The following is a 15,976-nucleotide window of genomic DNA, read 5'->3' as shown; positions in this document are numbered from 1 at the left end:
TCAAGTTCCTAATATTGATGATGAGGAAGTAAGAATGGGATTAGAAAAGTTTTTTAAGAGAAGAAATGTCAAATAATTATAGAATAGTCATTAAGAAAATAGCCTTACCAAATAAATTTATTTGGTAAGGCTATTTTTTAATTTTTCCTTGTAAATTTGTTGTATAATTCATATATATTAGAAAAGGAAAATGGGAAGGAGACTGAAATGAAAGAATATAAACAAATTATGAAAAGACAAGTATTTATATCAATGTTGAGCAACCCAATATTTATAGCTATATATGGGATTTTCTTTTATGAATTATATACTTTATGTAAATATGGAAGAATACGTAAGAATATTATTGTGTTACTTGGTTGTATGATATTCTTTTTGGCATATCTTGTGATTTTTATTATTAAAATTGTGAAAAGGAATAGAACTGTTTCAGAACAGATTGTAGAGGAAAATGAGTTTGATGAAAGTGGTACATTGAAGTCAGGCGTAAAAGGTAATTCGATTTATAAAGTTATATGGCATTATATAGCTATAATTATTATGATTGTTATAACATTATTTTATGGAGCAAAAATATATAATAGTGCAATAAATTATAATGGAAAACTTTCTTGGTTTTTAAATGATTTGAAGAATAAAAAGACTATAAGTTTTGAAAATAACAATATATATGAAAGTGGAATAGAAGGCATTTTTATAGATATTAATAAAAAAATACAGTTGCCTAAAGAGCTATATGTTTCTGATAGTGTTAGTCTTGAATTTAAATCTAATGGAACAATTACAGCTTTTAATGCGTATCTATATGGAAAAGATGATGATGGCAAAGAAGAAAGTTATTTAATTACGTATGATAAAAATAAATCAAAGAATATAATAATAATTTCAAATGGCTATGTGAATGCAGATTATAATAAAGACAAAAGCTTGCAGCCATTAATCAACACAATGAAGGTTATTCCACTTAAAGAAACAGTGAGAAAATGGAATGAAAATAAATATGGCATACTTTATTATGGTAAGCGAAACTTTGGATATAATACAGATGGAATTGTTTATATTAATGGAAATGGAAATACAAAAGAGGCTTCAAATCCTTCATCAGAGATAATAGGAAATGCTGTTTCTGTATTTGTACCAGGTAAAGAAGATGTATATATTCCTGTTCGATATATTTTGGCTGATGATTTAAATAATATTAAATCAGATTCTTTGGCAGTGAAAGACAATGAAAAGAGTACTAAAAAATTAAGTAATGGTATAGATGAATTTTATTTATCAGATAAGGTTGGTTATCGTTTAGAAGTAACTGCTGCTGCAGCAGGAAGTAGATCTTATTCATTAAATACCACTGCTGATGGTGGAGCTACATGGAAAGTAATAAATGAAGATCCATTTGAAGGGGCAATCGGAGTAGCATCAGGAATAACTTTTTTAAATGAAAAACTTGGATTTTTATGCTTATCTCATAGCGGCGGTAGTAATGGAGAACTATATAGAACAGAAGATGGCGGCTTATCATATAAGAAAGTGGATTTTCAAAGTATAAAAGTAACATTAAATAATGGAGAAAGTTATGAGCCTTTTGACTTGCCAGAAATGCCTTACATTAAAGATGGAAAGAGTGAAATTTTAATTGGACAAGGATCTGATGGAGATTATAATGGAGGATGCAAAGCTTTGTATGAATCAAAAGATGAAGGGAACACATGGGAGTATGTAAAAGAAGTTAAAGGAGAATGATTATCCATTTCTTTACTCTCCTTTTTGATAGTATCTAACTAAAAAAATCAATATATAAATGGGAAGGCTTAGTCATATTAACACTGAGCCTTCTTTAAGCGAAGTTTAAATATTACCATAGTTTTGTATATTAGCGTATAAAATTAGTCATTGCTCTAGGTTCTTTTTCTGTAACTTTATTCCAGCTTCTTTACCAGATTGAATAGATTTTAAAAGCCATGCCATATTTTGACCTAAAACTCTCATTGTTTGCATTCCTTCTAAATCTTGTTTTACTTCTTCAGGGGTATTTCCATGAACCATATTCCAATATTGAGAAGATACAATTGGCATATTAGAAATAGTAAAATATTTATTTAACTGTTCAAAAGCCGCAGTTGAACCTCCTCTACGACAGCTTACAATTGCTGCTCCAGGTTTATGTGCAAGAAATTTACCGCCATAAGCATAAAACAGCCTGTCCAAAAATGATGTTATAGCACCTGAAGCTGCTGCATAATGTACAGGAGAGCCCAATATGATTCCATCAGCTTTTTTTACTTTTTCAATCCCATCATTTACGACATCATCATTAAATACACACTTGTTAGTAGTATAACAGCCACCACATCCTATGCATCCTCTTATAGGCTTATTTCCAATATGAAAGATTTCTGTTTCTATGTTTTCCTTTTCTAATTCATTAGCAATTTCACTTAAAGCTGTATAAGTACAGCCGTTAGCTTTAGGACTGCCATTAATAAGCAATACTTTCATTTTTAACACCTCACAAATTTATATAGTTATTTATAGTCTTTATATTACTAATATATAACAATGTAATAAAAAAATATAGAACTAACTTAAAAGTTAGATACTATCTAAAAGGAGAGTTAGTAGTTAAAGATGTATAAGGAGGTAGGATATTTATTATAAAACCTACGAGAATAATCGTAGGTCTTATAAAGAAACTATTAAATTATTATAATAATTATATATATTGTTTTTTAGTGAAGTTCTTATTATAAATAATAAGAAAATATAATTTATAATAAATTAAATCAAAGTATCAATACCATTGACATTTGCTTGTTCATCTTCATCAACAGGAATAACAAGATATTTTTTACCATCAATTATCTGTGATTTTATTTGATCTAATTTTTCAGGTTTTACTTGAAGAATAATATCATAGTTTGGATCAGAATGTTTTTCTGGTTTTATTTCAGTTGATACTGAGTTTAAAGCTATATCAGAATTCTTTTCTAAATCTAAGTCAGAGGCTGTTTCTAAATCTATATCAGAATTTGATTCTTCAAGCATATTGTCTGATTGTGGAAAAGATTCATCTAGTGAGTTTGATATTGTATCTAAAGTCTCTTTATCTGAATTTTGTACCGATTCAATTTCGTGTTTTTCTTCTTTTTCAGAATTGGTTTCAACATTTATTTTTGTTCTTTCAAGCTTATTTTGTAATATTTCTACTTGTTTTTCAAGTATTTGTTCTCTTCTTCTTTGTTCATTCGCTTTAAGTATCTTTGGATCAATTAAATGTTCTGCTAAAGGAAGATCATCACCAAAGTTTTCTTCATATGATTTTTCAATCTTAGTAGTAATTTCTTCTGGAACTCCACTTTCTATTAAAAGGTTTTGTATATCCTTCTTTGTTAAGCTTTTAGGCTCAGAATCTGTATCATCATACATTTCATTGTATTCATCTATCATAGTATTTAGATTTTCTTGTACTTCCATAAAAATTTTCTCAGCCTTGGTTTCATCAGCGCTAAACGAATCTTTAATAATTGATTGGAACGTTTCTTTTTGTATAGTAGCAGTTTGTTTTGAATAACAACCTAATACATTTTCCATTAATTCAGGATGTGTATCCTTTGCATTTTTTGTGTAATACATAATGGAGTTAACATCTGAACTACGATCAATAAAAGCAGGAAAAACAAAGCCATTAATTGGTGCTTCAACTATCCAATCTCTAATACGTGCTTTTATTTTATTTTCTTCTTCAAAGTATCTAAGACCAGGAGCTGAAAGTGAAACAGGACATATTGCACATAATACATATTCATATACTTCTTCAGATTCATCTAACTTTGCATTATCATTAGTTTTAGTAATAACATCGTAAGCATCATGAAAAATAAGGATCAAAAAATTACCTGTATAATCATAATTATCTATAATGGATTTGTAAAAACTGTCAAGTAGAGCATCATCCTTTAATTGACTTCTTTTTAGCTGCATAAGGGAAACTTGCTTTTCATTTATAAGGTCTTCACCAACTGGAAAGTTAAGCTCCAAAATGTTATTTCCAATGGAACCAGACAGTACTTTTTTAGCAATTTCTAAGTATTTAAAGTATTCATCCTCGTCTAAATTTAAAAAGGTTTCTCTAAATTTTAAGATAATATGTTTTTCTCCGCTAACATAACAACCACACATTTTTGTGAAGGTGCAGTAATCTTTCTTTAGACGTTTTTTTAATTCTAATATATCTTTCTTTTTCATATAATGACCTCTCATTTCATGAGTTTTTATTAGTACATAGTAAAGAACATGTTACCAAATATAAGTATATTATTCAATTAGCATATCTTCAAGTAAGTAAAAATATATATTAAATTTTTGGAAACATAAAAGCTAAATAAGTTAAAAAATGAATCATATATGAAAATAATGATTGAAAGTTTTCAAAAGTATATAGGATGTTTCAAAAATATAAAAGAAGGTGGTATTATAAAAATATTTATTACATAATATATGGATCAAAATTGAGGATCACAGAGTCTTTGAACTTTAAAAGAAAAATTTATAAAATTAATATATTTTTAATTTTTATAAATAGAAAATATTATAAAGAAAGTATTTTTTAAATATTTGAATGAATAAATTAATAAAGATTCATATGTATATTCTTAAGAATTTGCTTATTTATAGCGGGTTAAAGGCACTTGTAAAAAGATATTTGAAAAAATTTAAAGATTATTTTATGATGCTAACAAAGATAAATATTGGTGTACATAATTGGTCAGAATGAGATAATGTGAATGGTATCACGTTATATTTTTTGCAAAATATAATAAAATAATTTTAAAAAGGAGAAATCTAAAAATAGAATTTTACATGAAACTATCAAGAAATGAAAAGGAGTTTCTTAATAAAGTTACAGCATATATTAAATGAGGTGGCGTAGTAACATTTTTGGAAATGAACATTTATTGACAAGGATAAATTAAAATGATATTTTTTACATATAGGTTATACGACTGACGGAAGTGGAATAAACCACATGAAGTATAACAAATAAAAAGCCGACCGTCTGGGCAAAAGTCCAGGTAGTGGGCTTTTATTGTTTTAAAAGGAGTGTAACAAAGATTATGAAGGAATTAAAATTAAAGTATGGATGTAATCCAAATCAAAAGCAAGCTAGAATTTTTTCAAAAGATGGCGAATTACCTATAAAAATACTTAATGGTAGTGCTGGCTATATTAATTTATTGGATGCATTAAATAGCTGGCAGCTTGTAAAAGAATTAAAGACTGCTACTGGCCTTGCAGCAGCAGCTTCATTTAAACATGTTAGTCCTGCAGGAGCAGCTGTAGCAGTTCCACTAAGTAAAAGCTTAAAAAAAGCATACTTTATTGATGATGTAAATTTATCAGATATTGCTACTGCATATGTAAGGGCAAGAGGTGCAGATAGAATGTCATCTTATGGTGATTTTGTAGCTTTATCAGATGAATGTGATGAGATAACAGCAAAAATTTTATCATGTGAAGTTTCAGATGGAATAATAGCGCCATCATATTCAAAGGAAGCATTAGAAATATTAAAAAATAAGCGTAAAGGCAATTATTTAATAATACAAATCCATGAGAATTATATTCCAAATGAAATAGAGAAAAAAGAGGTGTATGGGATAACTTTTGAACAACAGCGAAATAATATAAAAATATGCGAAGAGCTACTAAATAATATTCCAACTAAAAATAAAATATTACCAGACAGTGCAAAAAGAGATTTGATTATATCTTTAATTATATTGAAATATACCCAATCTAATTCTGTGTGTTATGTGAAAGATGGGCAGGCAATTGGTATTGGTGCAGGACAGCAATCTAGAATTCATTGCACAAGACTTGCAGGAAACAAAGCAAATGCATGGTTTTTAAGACAAAGTCCTAAAGTTTTTAACCTTCCTTTTAAACAAGGAATAAAAAGAGCAGATAAAGATAATGCAATAGATGCATATATTTCAGATGATTATATGGATATGCTATGTGATGGCTCATGGAAAAATATTTTTACTGAAAAACCATATCCGTTTACTAGGGATGAAAAGAAAGAATGGCTAAAGAATCTTAAAGGCGTTTCTTTAGGATCAGATGCATTTTTTCCATTTGGAGATAATATAGAAAGTGCTAAAAAAAGCGGGGTTTCTTATATAGCTCAAACAGGAGGATCAATAAGAGATGATAATGTAATAGAAACATGTGATAAATACAATATAGTTATGACATTTACGGAAATACGATTGTTTCATCATTAAAAACATGCTGATATGAGTTATATTTTGATTTGATTTTGAAGTTTTAATTAATAATATATCCATTTAATTAGTTCATCGATAATTATTTTTTGTAAAAAATATAATTGCTATAAATAATAATATTTTAGAATAAAAACCTTACTTAACATTAATCCATAAAAGAATCCACAAGTATGAGTGACATGTTTAACAATTTAAATAGGGTCATGTTATTGATAATAATTCATAAAACATGACTATTTTTAATTTACCACATAAGACTAGACTATTTTTTCTTCCATATAAATTGTAAATTTGTAAGAAGAGTTACATTATTACGTGTGATATTATGAATGGTAATAATATTGTCGCTATCATTATCAATTACTTCAGAAGAAATATGTAATATATCTCCATCAGTTGTTTCTTTTTTAAATAGTACTTTAATATTATATAATTTATATTCATTTAAAATAGACCTTGGTAAAGTATCTATTGCCATCTCCATATACTTTACATTATTAACATGTCCATTAGAGTCTATATCACTATATCTAACAGGGTAGTCTTTTATATAGTCCTCTTTTTGAATTTTAGGAATATCATCTAAAGGAGGTGCCTCATCTAATTCTCCATCAAGTCCATATATTTCGCTTTGGGCAGGGGATATTCTCATAGGACGTCTTTTTTCAAAATCTATTAATATAGCTGTTGAAAAAACTTCACCTATAACTTTTCCTTCAGAGTTTTTTATAGTATTTTGTCTATAACCATAGAACTTTTTTGTACCTAGGACCTTAGTGTCAACAGTTATTGTATCTCTAAATTTAGGATATTCATATATAGTTATATCGTATTTTAAAAGTACCCATATACATTGATTATGAACAAAGCCTTCTTTAGTTTCTCCTAAATAATCAGATTGGGATATAACTACATCCCATAAGAAATCCACTAAAGATGAAAATTTACATTTATGCTCAGAATCAACATTAAAAATATTTATTTTGTATTCTTTTTTAAAAATATCATTCAATATATATTTCCTCCTTTTATAAAGCTCGTATATTTTATATTAAATATTGTATCATAATTTAAAAGTTTATATATTGTTCTTGGAAAAAATGATAATTTATACAAATAATAAGCAATAACATTATTCCCCAAAAGTTTATATTCTAAACTTTTTTAGCTGTATTACTTTTTATTCTACCGTTTATAGTAGACATGTTATTTATATCAAAATGAATTAAGAGTTATTGATTAATAAAATAATGTTGTTTAAAAATTGGATAGTTTGTATTGGTAAATATGTTATAATAACTATAATAGAATAAATAGTAATTAATAATTAATATTAATAAAAAGTTTATTGATTGTTTAAAGATGATTTTATTCTAATGCAAAAATTATATTAAATTAGAATAATAATAGGTTAAAAGAAGAAACTAAAGATAAATTTATAAAAATATAGAAGGAGGATAAATGGAAAATAAAAATACAGTTCAAAATAAATATTTAAAATTAGAAAATACTTATGCAAACCTTCCGAAAAAAATGTTTTCTATTCAAAATCCAAATGATATATCATCTCCAAAGCTTATTATATTCAATGATTCACTTGCTGATGTTTTGGGATTAGATGCAGATTTTTTAAAGGGAAAAGATGGGATAGACATACTTTCTGGAAATAAAGTTTTAGAAGGAACAACTCCAATTTCACAATCTTATGCTGGACACCAATTTGGATACTTTACAATGCTTGGTGATGGAAGAGCAGTTCTTTTGGGGGAATATATATCAAAAGATGGACAGCGATTTGATATTCAGCTTAAGGGATCTGGAAGAACACCGTATTCAAGAGGAGGAGATGGAAAAGCAGCTTTAGGACCAATGCTCAGAGAATATATTATAAGTGAAGGCATGAATGGTCTAGGTATTCCAACAACTCGTAGTTTAGCAGTTGTAACTACAGGTGAGAGTGTAATAAGAGAAACAGAGCTTGAAGGTGCAGTATTAACGCGTATAGCAAAAAGCCATATACGTGTTGGAACATTTCAATTTGCTGCAAATTATGGAAGCATAGAAGATGTTAAAGCTTTAGCAGATTATACATTAAACAGACATTTTAAAAAAGCATCAAACAGTGAAAACCAATACTTATATTTGCTTAATGAAGTAATAAAAAGGCAGGCAGAGCTTATTTCAAAATGGCAGCTTGTTGGTTTTATTCATGGAGTTATGAATACTGATAATATGGTTATTAGCGGAGAAACAATTGATTACGGTCCTTGTGCATTTATGGATATTTATGATCCAAACACCGTATTTAGTTCTATTGATACTTATGGTAGATATGCATATGGTAATCAGCCCAAAATTGCTGTTTGGAATTTAGCACGATTTGCAGAAACATTACTACCATTATTAGATGATGATGCGGATGAAGCTGTAAAAATTGCTGAAAAATCATTATCAAGATTTGAAATCTTATATAAAAATAATTGGCTTTCTGGAATGAGGAAAAAGCTTGGATTATTTAATGAAGAAGACAAAGATGAACATATAATTGAAACTCTTTTAAATCTTATGAAGAAATACAAAGCTGATTATACAAATACTTTTCTTAATTTAACATTAGGTAATATAAATAATATTGAAATGTTTCGTAAAGAAGATTTTAAAGACTGGTATAAGTTATGGCAGGAAAGATTAAAGAGACAAAATGAATCAATGGAAGACTCGATAGAATTAATGAAAAAGAATAATCCAGTTGTAATACCACGTAACCATAGAGTCGAGGAATCTTTATCTGCGGCAGTGAATAATAATAATTATACAGTTATGAATAAACTTTTAGAGGCTATTAATAGTCCTTACGATTACTCTAATGTAAGTGAATATTATTCTGAGTTACCTAAGCCTACAAGCTGTCCTTATAAAACTTACTGTGGAACATAAAAGTGAATGAAAAATTAAATAAATTAATTAATTTAACACACACAAATAAGGCTGCTTTAATTTAGCAGCCTTCAGTTTGTAGACAAAAGAGGGTAAATGAAATTTGCATTTACCCCTTTTGTTATTATTAATAGAATTTTTTCTATATTTTTCATTAAATTGGCCAATAAATTGTCCGAACCGATAGGCAATAGTCCATTCCGATCCAGCCATGTGGCTAATTTTTTTAAATTCATGCATGCAAATAAGAGGTTAAGCTCCATCTTAACCTTTTTTATTCCACGATATTGTGTATATCTCATACCATGCTTTTCTTTTGCATCCGCAAATACACGTTCAATTGTTTGACTTCGTAACATATAGATTTCTTTCATACCTTTTATATGTCTTATATCTTCTACTTGCTCCATGTATTCTTCCCAAACATGCCTGCATATTACTTTTACATGATTTTTACTTTGAGTACATTGATTAAGAAATGGACAATTAGCGCAAGTCTTTTTGTTACTTTTATATTCTTTATAACCGTCTCTATTAGTTGTAGAATATTTTAATATTTGGTTATTAGGGCAAATGTAACAATCATAGTATTCATCATAAGCATAGTCATATTTTTTGAAGAATCCTTGTTTAGTCATAGGGCGTTTATAAGGCATTATTGGTGTCTTTCCATCATCAATTATTTGCTTCGCAATCGCAGGGATTTTATATCCCGAATCTACAACAATACCATTCACATTGCTATGTTCTTTCTTAACTTTTTCATATATTCCCCAAAATGAAACTGAATCATGGACATTCCCAGGTGTCAATTCAAAGCCTAAAATATAGTTATTCTTATCGCAAGCTGTGTTAGCAGTATATGCAAATACTTTTTTATGTTCACCTTTATGAAATAATCCACTTTCAGGATCGGTAGTGCTTACTTTAATGTTTTTTTTAATTCTTCTGAAGTTTCTTTTTCTTTAAGTGGTTTTTTATTATGTAATTCTCTGTCTTTATTAATTTCTTCTTTCAATGATTTTTCATATACTCTTGCAGATTCTTCAATAACTTCATTTCTATATTTATGAGTATTAGCATTAGCTTTTATATGTGTTCCATCTATAAAGATATTCTCATCATCAATAAAACCGTATTTATTAACTTCGCACAATATTCTTGCAAAGATAGTTTCAAATAAATCGGAATCTTTAAATCTTCTTGAATAGTTTTTACTAAATGTTGAGAAATGAGGTAATTGTTCATGCATGTTATATCCCAAATACCAACGATATGCAAAATTAACCTCAATTTCTTTAAGTGTTTGTCTCATTGAACGGATACCAAAAAGATATTGAATCATTACTATTTTTATTAAAACTACTGGATCAATGCTTTCGCGCCCGTAAGGCTTGTATAGATCTTTTACTTCATCGTAAATAAAACTTAAATCTATTGTTGCATCTATTTTTCTAACTAAATGATTTTTAGGAACAAGATCATCTAAACTTAACATTTCAATTTGTGTTCTATCTGCTTTCTTTTTAATTCCCATCATAATGAAACACCACCTTACTTTTACTATCATATTTTAACATAAAAATAAACAACTAGCTTCATTTTGAAGTTAGTTGTCAACAGTCTGAAGGCTGCTTTAATTTAGCAGCCTTATTTTATGTTTCACAATATTTATTAGTAATAGTATTTAAAAATATACTTTATATAGAAAGTTACATGAATAAAAGAATTTTGAATTTTGGGTAAAATATTGGTATTCTATATCTAGAAAGAATTTTGTATTTTATGTTAGGAGAAAAAATGAGTATTAGGAGTACAGTAAAAGCTATCATCATAAATGACAATAAAGTTTTATTAAATAGATGTTTTGATGAGAATAATGGATATTATTACTCTCTTCCAGGTGGAGGACAAAACCAATATGAAACCTTACATGATGCGATTATAAGAGAATGTCTTGAAGAAACAGGATATAATATTGTTCCATTAAGATTTTCAGGATTATATGAAGAAATATGTGATGATCCAAAAATAAGAGAAATATATCCAGAATATGCACATAAGATGTATCATATTTTTGTCTGCAAATTGAAGGATAATATATTGATAAAACCAACAGAAATAGATGATATGCAAATTGATAGTGAATGGATTAATATAGATAAGTTAAGTAAAATAAGATTAATGCCAGAATTTTTAAATAATAATATTGTAAATATGATAAATAATCATAATAGCATGTTCTATGGTTCAGATCATATATTATATGGCCATGCTTAATTATACTAGGAGACAATATAAATTTAATGAAAGGGGGAGAGTATGAGTAAATCTTTATTAAAATCAATAGGAACATTTATTATTTTATCTATGTTATTGAGTGCTTTTTTATTTATTATTGCGTTTATATTAGTAAATGTTAAAGGCTATATTCTAAAAGATGTATTATTAATAGAATCAATAATATTTGTAGTATTGGGTGGATTTGCTTCTATTAGTGGAAATCCTAAAGGGTTATCCATAAAATCAATGGGACAAAGTAATGCTCAATATTCAGGTAATGCAAATCTTGAAATTACTAGAATGGAAAATGAAAAAACTAAGAATGATGTTAAAATAATTGTGAATAATGGGATAGGCAGGCTCTCATTATTGTTTTCAGGAATAGTATGCATGATTATTAGTTTTTTGGTTTAGCATTATTCTTCAATTTTTAATAAATAGAAAGAATAACATAATGAAATAGATGAAAATTGGTATTATGTAATTTTATTAAGCTAAATAATTAAAAGCAATAATAGAAAAATGCCAATAGAATTCTTACAATATATGTTATAATGTTATAAATATAATACCAATAATTAGAAAGGAAGAAGAACATGAGAAAGAAGGATAGACAAGTTACAGATCCAGTAAAAATAGATGAAATAATTGAAAAATGTGAGTGCTGTAGAATAGCTCTTATAGATGGAGATAAGCCATATATAGTACCTTTGAATTTTGCTTATGTACATGAAGGAGACAAGCAGTTTTTTTATTTTCATGGGGCTAAAGTAGGAAGAAAAATAACTTTAATTAATAAAAATAAGTATGCGGGTTTTGAGCTGGATACTGATGGGATGTTTAAGCCAAGTGAAAACCCATGTAATCATTCTTTTAAATATAAAAGTGTAATTGGAACAGGTGAGATTTCATTAATTACAGATATAGATGAAAAGATAAAGATATTTAATCTTATGATGAAACGTTATTCAGGAAAATCAGATTGGGAATTTAATGAAAGAATTGTTGATGCTACAGCAGTTATAAAACTTGAAGTAGAAGAAATGTCATGTAAGCAAAACAATTAAAGTAAAGATTTAGAGTAATAGTAATGTGTAAATCAAAAAATGATTTACACATTTTTTGCTAAAGCAGTTTCAAAATGCTTGCTTATTAGAAAATGATTTTTAGAAACATTTTTAAGAAGCAGTTTAAATAGTAATCTGCTAATAACATATAAATTTTAGAAAAATTTTATTTCCAAGAAATTTCAGCATCTTTTCTTGGGGCAGTTCTTTTATATGTTACATTTGGGTAGCCAATTACCATACAAGAAACTACTTTTTGATTTTCTTTTAATCCAATAAAGTTTCTAATTTCAGGATTTTCTTCAGATGCTTTTACAAAAAATCCGCTAAAAAATGTACCAAGACCTAAAGCATTTGTTACAAGCTCCATATTAGAAGAAGCTAATGCTCCATTAATTGGATTATTTGAAACAACTAAAATTACACTTGGTGCATTGAAAAATATGCTATCATTTTTAGGATTTTTCTTAAATGCGTCGTACATATTTATCCACATTTCGGCATAGCGTTTAAACACTATTGTTTCTTCATTTAAATTTTTAATAATATTTTCTCCAAGATTATTAAGTGTAACAAATACCATTTCTTTTAATTTATCAATGTTTTCTTTAACCACTATATATGATACATCTTGGCTATTAGTTGATGTTTGAGTAAATCTTCCAGCTTCTATTATTTTAAGGATTTTTTCATCTTCAACATCTTTTTCTTTAAAGTTTCGAGTACTTCTTCTGAATTTTATAAAGTTTAAAAGAGTATCTGGCTTTATATCAAAGTCAATTTCACTATATTCTTTAACGTCATCCATATTATATGTATCTGTTGATACAACTCCTTTTGGACAAATTGCAACACAATGTCCACACTTCATGCATCTTTCATTTTTTATATTTGCTTTATTATCAATTAATTCAATATCTTTAACAAAACAATCTTTTATGCAAAGTCCACAACCAATGCATTTTTCAATATCTACTTTATACATGCACACCTGCTCCTTTAAAATATATTTATGAATTTATTTTAGGATGTGATATTATTTATTACAAGTACGCACATTTTTGATATATACTATCATTAAAGACAGTATTGATATTTAGGAGGCTTTTATATGAGTAAATTAAAAGAGGAGTATTCTTATTCTCTTGACATATATATGGATCTGATAGGTGGAAAATGGAAACTAAGAATTTTATATCATTTATCAAATGGAACTAAGCGATTTGGAGAATTAAAAAAATTATTAGGTAGTATAACTGAAAAAACACTTACTCAGCAATTAAGAGAGCTTGAGCAAGATAAGCTGATAATTAGAACAGTATATAATGAAGTTCCGCCTAGAGTTGAATATTCTATGGCTGAATATTGCACTGATTTACTCCCTATATTCAAAGAGATTTGTATATGGTCAATAAAATATGCTAAGGATAATAATATACAAATTAACAGTTAGATGAATTATTTAATATTATATTTTATTTTAAAATATAATATCAGCTTATGTAGGGGGACATAAGCTGATATAAAAAATTATTATAAGGGAATAATAATGAAAATGAAATTATATAAATAAAGGGGATTATTTATATATTTATTACCTCTTTATGATTTAAATTATATATATAATATGTGACAAAATTATGTCAGTTAAAAATTAAAAGAATAATATTTTAATTTTATTGATATATACGGATTTAGTTGTGGAAATTAAGAATGTTATATAGTTTATCAAATTGAACAAAAAGGTTTTAAGAAGTAAAAATTATTATAAAGTATATATTGAAAAAACTCTTATTTAGCAATTGAGAATTGAAAGAATATAAGCTAATAGTTAGAAAAAATTTCTAATGAAGTTGAGTATTCTATAGATAAATATTGTAGGAATTTGATTAAAATATTCAAAGAGATTTATATATGGTTAGCAAAATATATTATTGACAAAATAAAAAAATGTTATATAATAAAGATATAAATCAGTTGAGTTAAATTGAATTTAGAAAAATTAAATTGCGAAAAAAGATCAGGTTATAATATATGGTGAAATAAAATTAGAAAATCAGTTATGATTAATTCTAAATATATTATAGAGATAAATAATAAAACCATATAATCTCTTTTAGCAAATTTAGATCTTTAATTACAAATACTTAAGTATTTTTTAAAAGAATTAATTGAATTAAATTAAATTTAGATAAATTATTTATAATTAAATTAAGATGAGGTGAATGAAGTATGAGTATATATGATTATAAATTTAAAGATATAAGTGGAAAGGAAAGATCACTTGAAGAATTTAAAGGCAAAGTATTATTAATTGTAAACATAGCAAGTAAATGTGGATTTACACCACAACTAGAAGGCCTACAAAAGATATATGATGAATATAAAAATCAAGGGCTTGAGATAATAGGATTTCCTTGCAATCAATTTGATAACCAAACACCTGAAAACAATAACGATTTAAATAAATTTTGTCAATTAAATTATGGTGTGAACTTTAACTTATCAGAAAAAATTGATGTTAGAGGAGAAAATGCAGATCCAATCTTTACTTATTTAGTGAACGAGTGTCCATTTAAGGGGTTTGATAAAGATAATGCTACTGATAAATTACTATATTCAATAACACAGGAAAATTATCCAGAATATCTTATTGGCAATAGTATAAAGTGGAATTTTACAAAGTTTTTGATTGATAAAGAAGGAAAAGTTATAAATAGATATGAATCAAGAATAGAACCTATAGATATAGCAAAAGATATAAAAGGATTATTGTAATATAATAACTTCCATATATAGGCATATAGTGGTATTATAAAGTAAAAACTTATAATAATTACTTGGAGGTGTCTATATGAATATATTTATTTTGATTTTAAATATATGTATTCCGATGATAATGGTTTATATAGGTGTATTATATAAATACAATTCTATTAATAGAATTAATAAAGTATTGAATTTATTTATACCTATAGCAATGTTTTTCTCTGGAATTTCTGATGATAATAAGCGTGAGAGTAATATTAGCAATTATGTGAGTTTTGCTAATAAGAAGATAAGCCTTACATGGATTACCTCAGGAATTGTTACATTAATATTTACAATTATTGGATTACTAATTAATAATACGAATATTAACTATGTTAGTATTCTTTTATTAGAAGTGGAAGTTACAATATTAGTTGGCGTATTTGTAACAATACAATTTTGGATGAAAAATAAGCTTAATGAAAAAATTAATAGTTAGTGTTACAATCTTTAACATGCAAATTACATTTATAATATAGAAATTAAATACAGATAAAATATAAAATTAGGATGTTGATTTTTTTCAGCATCCTTTTCGTTTATTAAGAAAATAGTATATAGTTCTTAATATAGTTTGTTATTTATGTA

At 26.7% G+C, this 15,976-nt stretch carries 12 protein-coding genes, 2 pseudogenes and 1 riboswitch; of the genes and pseudogenes, 9 read left to right on the top strand and 5 right to left on the bottom strand.

What is annotated here, in order from left to right; genetic code table 11:
* The first annotated feature begins 207 nt into the window (after nucleotides 1–207).
* Nucleotides 208–1,743: a WD40/YVTN/BNR-like repeat-containing protein gene (locus CNEONATNEC86_RS14110; protein WP_159136262.1), complete on the top strand. Its 1,536-nt coding sequence runs from the start codon at nucleotides 208–210 to the stop codon at nucleotides 1,741–1,743.
* Between the two features lie 130 nt (nucleotides 1,744–1,873).
* On the opposite strand, the pseudogene CNEONATNEC86_RS14105 reads toward CNEONATNEC86_RS14110, so the two are convergent.
* Both CNEONATNEC86_RS14105 and CNEONATNEC86_RS14100 read right to left on the bottom strand, forming a co-directional pair.
* Nucleotides 1,874–2,499 (bottom strand): annotated as a pseudogene (locus tag CNEONATNEC86_RS14105) (flavodoxin family protein).
* A gap of 279 nt (nucleotides 2,500–2,778) precedes the next feature.
* Entirely contained in the window at nucleotides 2,779–4,245 is a 1,467-nt protein-coding gene (locus tag CNEONATNEC86_RS14100; RefSeq protein ID WP_159136261.1) for a DUF4317 domain-containing protein, read from the bottom strand.
* Nucleotides 4,246–4,989: 744 nt separating this feature from the next.
* Nucleotides 4,990–5,069, top strand: a riboswitch (ZMP/ZTP riboswitch).
* Between the two features lie 45 nt (nucleotides 5,070–5,114).
* On the opposite strand from CNEONATNEC86_RS14100, the gene CNEONATNEC86_RS14095 reads away from it, so the two are divergent.
* Nucleotides 5,115–6,287 carry a phosphoribosylaminoimidazolecarboxamide formyltransferase gene (locus tag CNEONATNEC86_RS14095; RefSeq protein WP_159136260.1) on the top strand — a complete coding sequence of 391 codons (1,173 nt, stop codon included), beginning with the start codon at nucleotides 5,115–5,117 and terminating at the stop codon, nucleotides 6,285–6,287.
* Between the two features lie 265 nt (nucleotides 6,288–6,552).
* Here the strand turns inward: CNEONATNEC86_RS14095 and CNEONATNEC86_RS14090 are convergent, their stop codons facing one another.
* A complete protein-coding gene (locus tag CNEONATNEC86_RS14090; protein WP_159136259.1) occupies nucleotides 6,553–7,302 on the bottom strand; it encodes an acyl-[acyl-carrier-protein] thioesterase in 750 nt (249 codons plus the stop codon).
* A 449-nt stretch (nucleotides 7,303–7,751) separates the two neighbouring features.
* Between CNEONATNEC86_RS14090 and CNEONATNEC86_RS14085 the strand changes: the two genes are divergently transcribed.
* Nucleotides 7,752–9,227, top strand: coding sequence for a protein adenylyltransferase SelO (locus CNEONATNEC86_RS14085; protein WP_159136258.1), 1,476 nt, complete (start codon nucleotides 7,752–7,754; stop codon nucleotides 9,225–9,227).
* Nucleotides 9,228–9,298: 71 nt separating this feature from the next.
* Here the strand turns inward: CNEONATNEC86_RS14085 and CNEONATNEC86_RS14080 are convergent.
* A pseudogene (locus tag CNEONATNEC86_RS14080) lies at nucleotides 9,299–10,767 on the bottom strand (IS1182 family transposase).
* A gap of 260 nt (nucleotides 10,768–11,027) precedes the next feature.
* On the opposite strand from CNEONATNEC86_RS14080, the gene CNEONATNEC86_RS14075 reads away from it, so the two are divergent.
* The 3 genes from CNEONATNEC86_RS14075 (at nucleotide 11,028) to CNEONATNEC86_RS14065 (ending at nucleotide 12,577) form a co-directional block, all read left to right on the top strand.
* On the top strand, nucleotides 11,028–11,507 hold the full coding sequence (locus CNEONATNEC86_RS14075; RefSeq protein WP_159136257.1) for an NUDIX domain-containing protein: 480 nt from the start codon (nucleotides 11,028–11,030) through the stop codon (nucleotides 11,505–11,507).
* A 42-nt stretch (nucleotides 11,508–11,549) separates the two neighbouring features.
* Nucleotides 11,550–11,924 (top strand): hypothetical protein, encoded by a 375-nt coding sequence (locus CNEONATNEC86_RS14070; protein WP_125148668.1) that lies wholly within the window; start codon nucleotides 11,550–11,552, stop codon nucleotides 11,922–11,924.
* Nucleotides 11,925–12,106: 182 nt separating this feature from the next.
* Complete coding sequence (locus CNEONATNEC86_RS14065) at nucleotides 12,107–12,577, top strand: pyridoxamine 5'-phosphate oxidase family protein (protein WP_125148667.1); 471 nt, start codon at nucleotides 12,107–12,109, stop codon at nucleotides 12,575–12,577.
* Between the two features lie 166 nt (nucleotides 12,578–12,743).
* Here CNEONATNEC86_RS14065 and CNEONATNEC86_RS14060 read toward each other — a convergent pair whose 3' ends face one another.
* Nucleotides 12,744–13,562, bottom strand: a complete 819-nt coding sequence (locus CNEONATNEC86_RS14060; protein ID WP_159116538.1) for a nitroreductase family protein — start codon at nucleotides 13,560–13,562, stop codon at nucleotides 12,744–12,746.
* A gap of 126 nt (nucleotides 13,563–13,688) precedes the next feature.
* Between CNEONATNEC86_RS14060 and CNEONATNEC86_RS14055 the strand changes: the two genes are divergently transcribed.
* The 3 genes from CNEONATNEC86_RS14055 (at nucleotide 13,689) to CNEONATNEC86_RS14045 (ending at nucleotide 15,827) form a co-directional block, all read left to right on the top strand.
* A complete protein-coding gene (locus CNEONATNEC86_RS14055; RefSeq protein WP_058295824.1) occupies nucleotides 13,689–14,030 on the top strand; it encodes a winged helix-turn-helix transcriptional regulator in 342 nt (113 codons plus the stop codon).
* 779 nt (nucleotides 14,031–14,809) lie between these two features.
* Entirely contained in the window at nucleotides 14,810–15,355 is a 546-nt protein-coding gene (locus tag CNEONATNEC86_RS14050) for a glutathione peroxidase (protein ID WP_058295823.1), read from the top strand.
* Between the two features lie 76 nt (nucleotides 15,356–15,431).
* Complete coding sequence (locus CNEONATNEC86_RS14045) at nucleotides 15,432–15,827, top strand: hypothetical protein (protein WP_125148663.1); 396 nt, start codon at nucleotides 15,432–15,434, stop codon at nucleotides 15,825–15,827.
* The last annotated feature ends 149 nt before the right edge of the window (nucleotides 15,828–15,976 follow it).

The sequence above is a fragment of the Clostridium neonatale genome, from assembly GCF_900465025.1.
GTDB classification, from domain to species: Bacteria; Bacillota; Clostridia; order Clostridiales; family Clostridiaceae; genus Clostridium; species Clostridium neonatale.
This window is presented reverse-complemented; position numbering and strand designations above follow the sequence as displayed.

Excerpts from the sequence above, each read along its gene's own strand:
- CNEONATNEC86_RS14110 (WP_159136262.1), top strand. The coding sequence starts at position 208 with ATGAAAGAATATAAACAAATTATGAAAAGACAAGTATTTATATCAATG.
- CNEONATNEC86_RS14100 (WP_159136261.1), bottom strand. The coding sequence starts at position 4,245 with ATGAAAAAGAAAGATATATTAGAATTAAAAAAACGTCTAAAGAAAGAT.
- CNEONATNEC86_RS14095 (WP_159136260.1), top strand. The coding sequence starts at position 5,115 with ATGAAGGAATTAAAATTAAAGTATGGATGTAATCCAAATCAAAAGCAA.
- CNEONATNEC86_RS14085 (WP_159136258.1), top strand. The coding sequence starts at position 7,752 with ATGGAAAATAAAAATACAGTTCAAAATAAATATTTAAAATTAGAAAAT.
- CNEONATNEC86_RS14075 (WP_159136257.1), top strand. The coding sequence starts at position 11,028 with ATGAGTATTAGGAGTACAGTAAAAGCTATCATCATAAATGACAATAAA.
- CNEONATNEC86_RS14070 (WP_125148668.1), top strand. The coding sequence starts at position 11,550 with ATGAGTAAATCTTTATTAAAATCAATAGGAACATTTATTATTTTATCT.
- CNEONATNEC86_RS14065 (WP_125148667.1), top strand. The coding sequence starts at position 12,107 with ATGAGAAAGAAGGATAGACAAGTTACAGATCCAGTAAAAATAGATGAA.
- CNEONATNEC86_RS14060 (WP_159116538.1), bottom strand. The coding sequence starts at position 13,562 with ATGTATAAAGTAGATATTGAAAAATGCATTGGTTGTGGACTTTGCATA.
- CNEONATNEC86_RS14055 (WP_058295824.1), top strand. The coding sequence starts at position 13,689 with ATGAGTAAATTAAAAGAGGAGTATTCTTATTCTCTTGACATATATATG.
- CNEONATNEC86_RS14050 (WP_058295823.1), top strand. The coding sequence starts at position 14,810 with ATGAGTATATATGATTATAAATTTAAAGATATAAGTGGAAAGGAAAGA.
- CNEONATNEC86_RS14045 (WP_125148663.1), top strand. The coding sequence starts at position 15,432 with ATGAATATATTTATTTTGATTTTAAATATATGTATTCCGATGATAATG.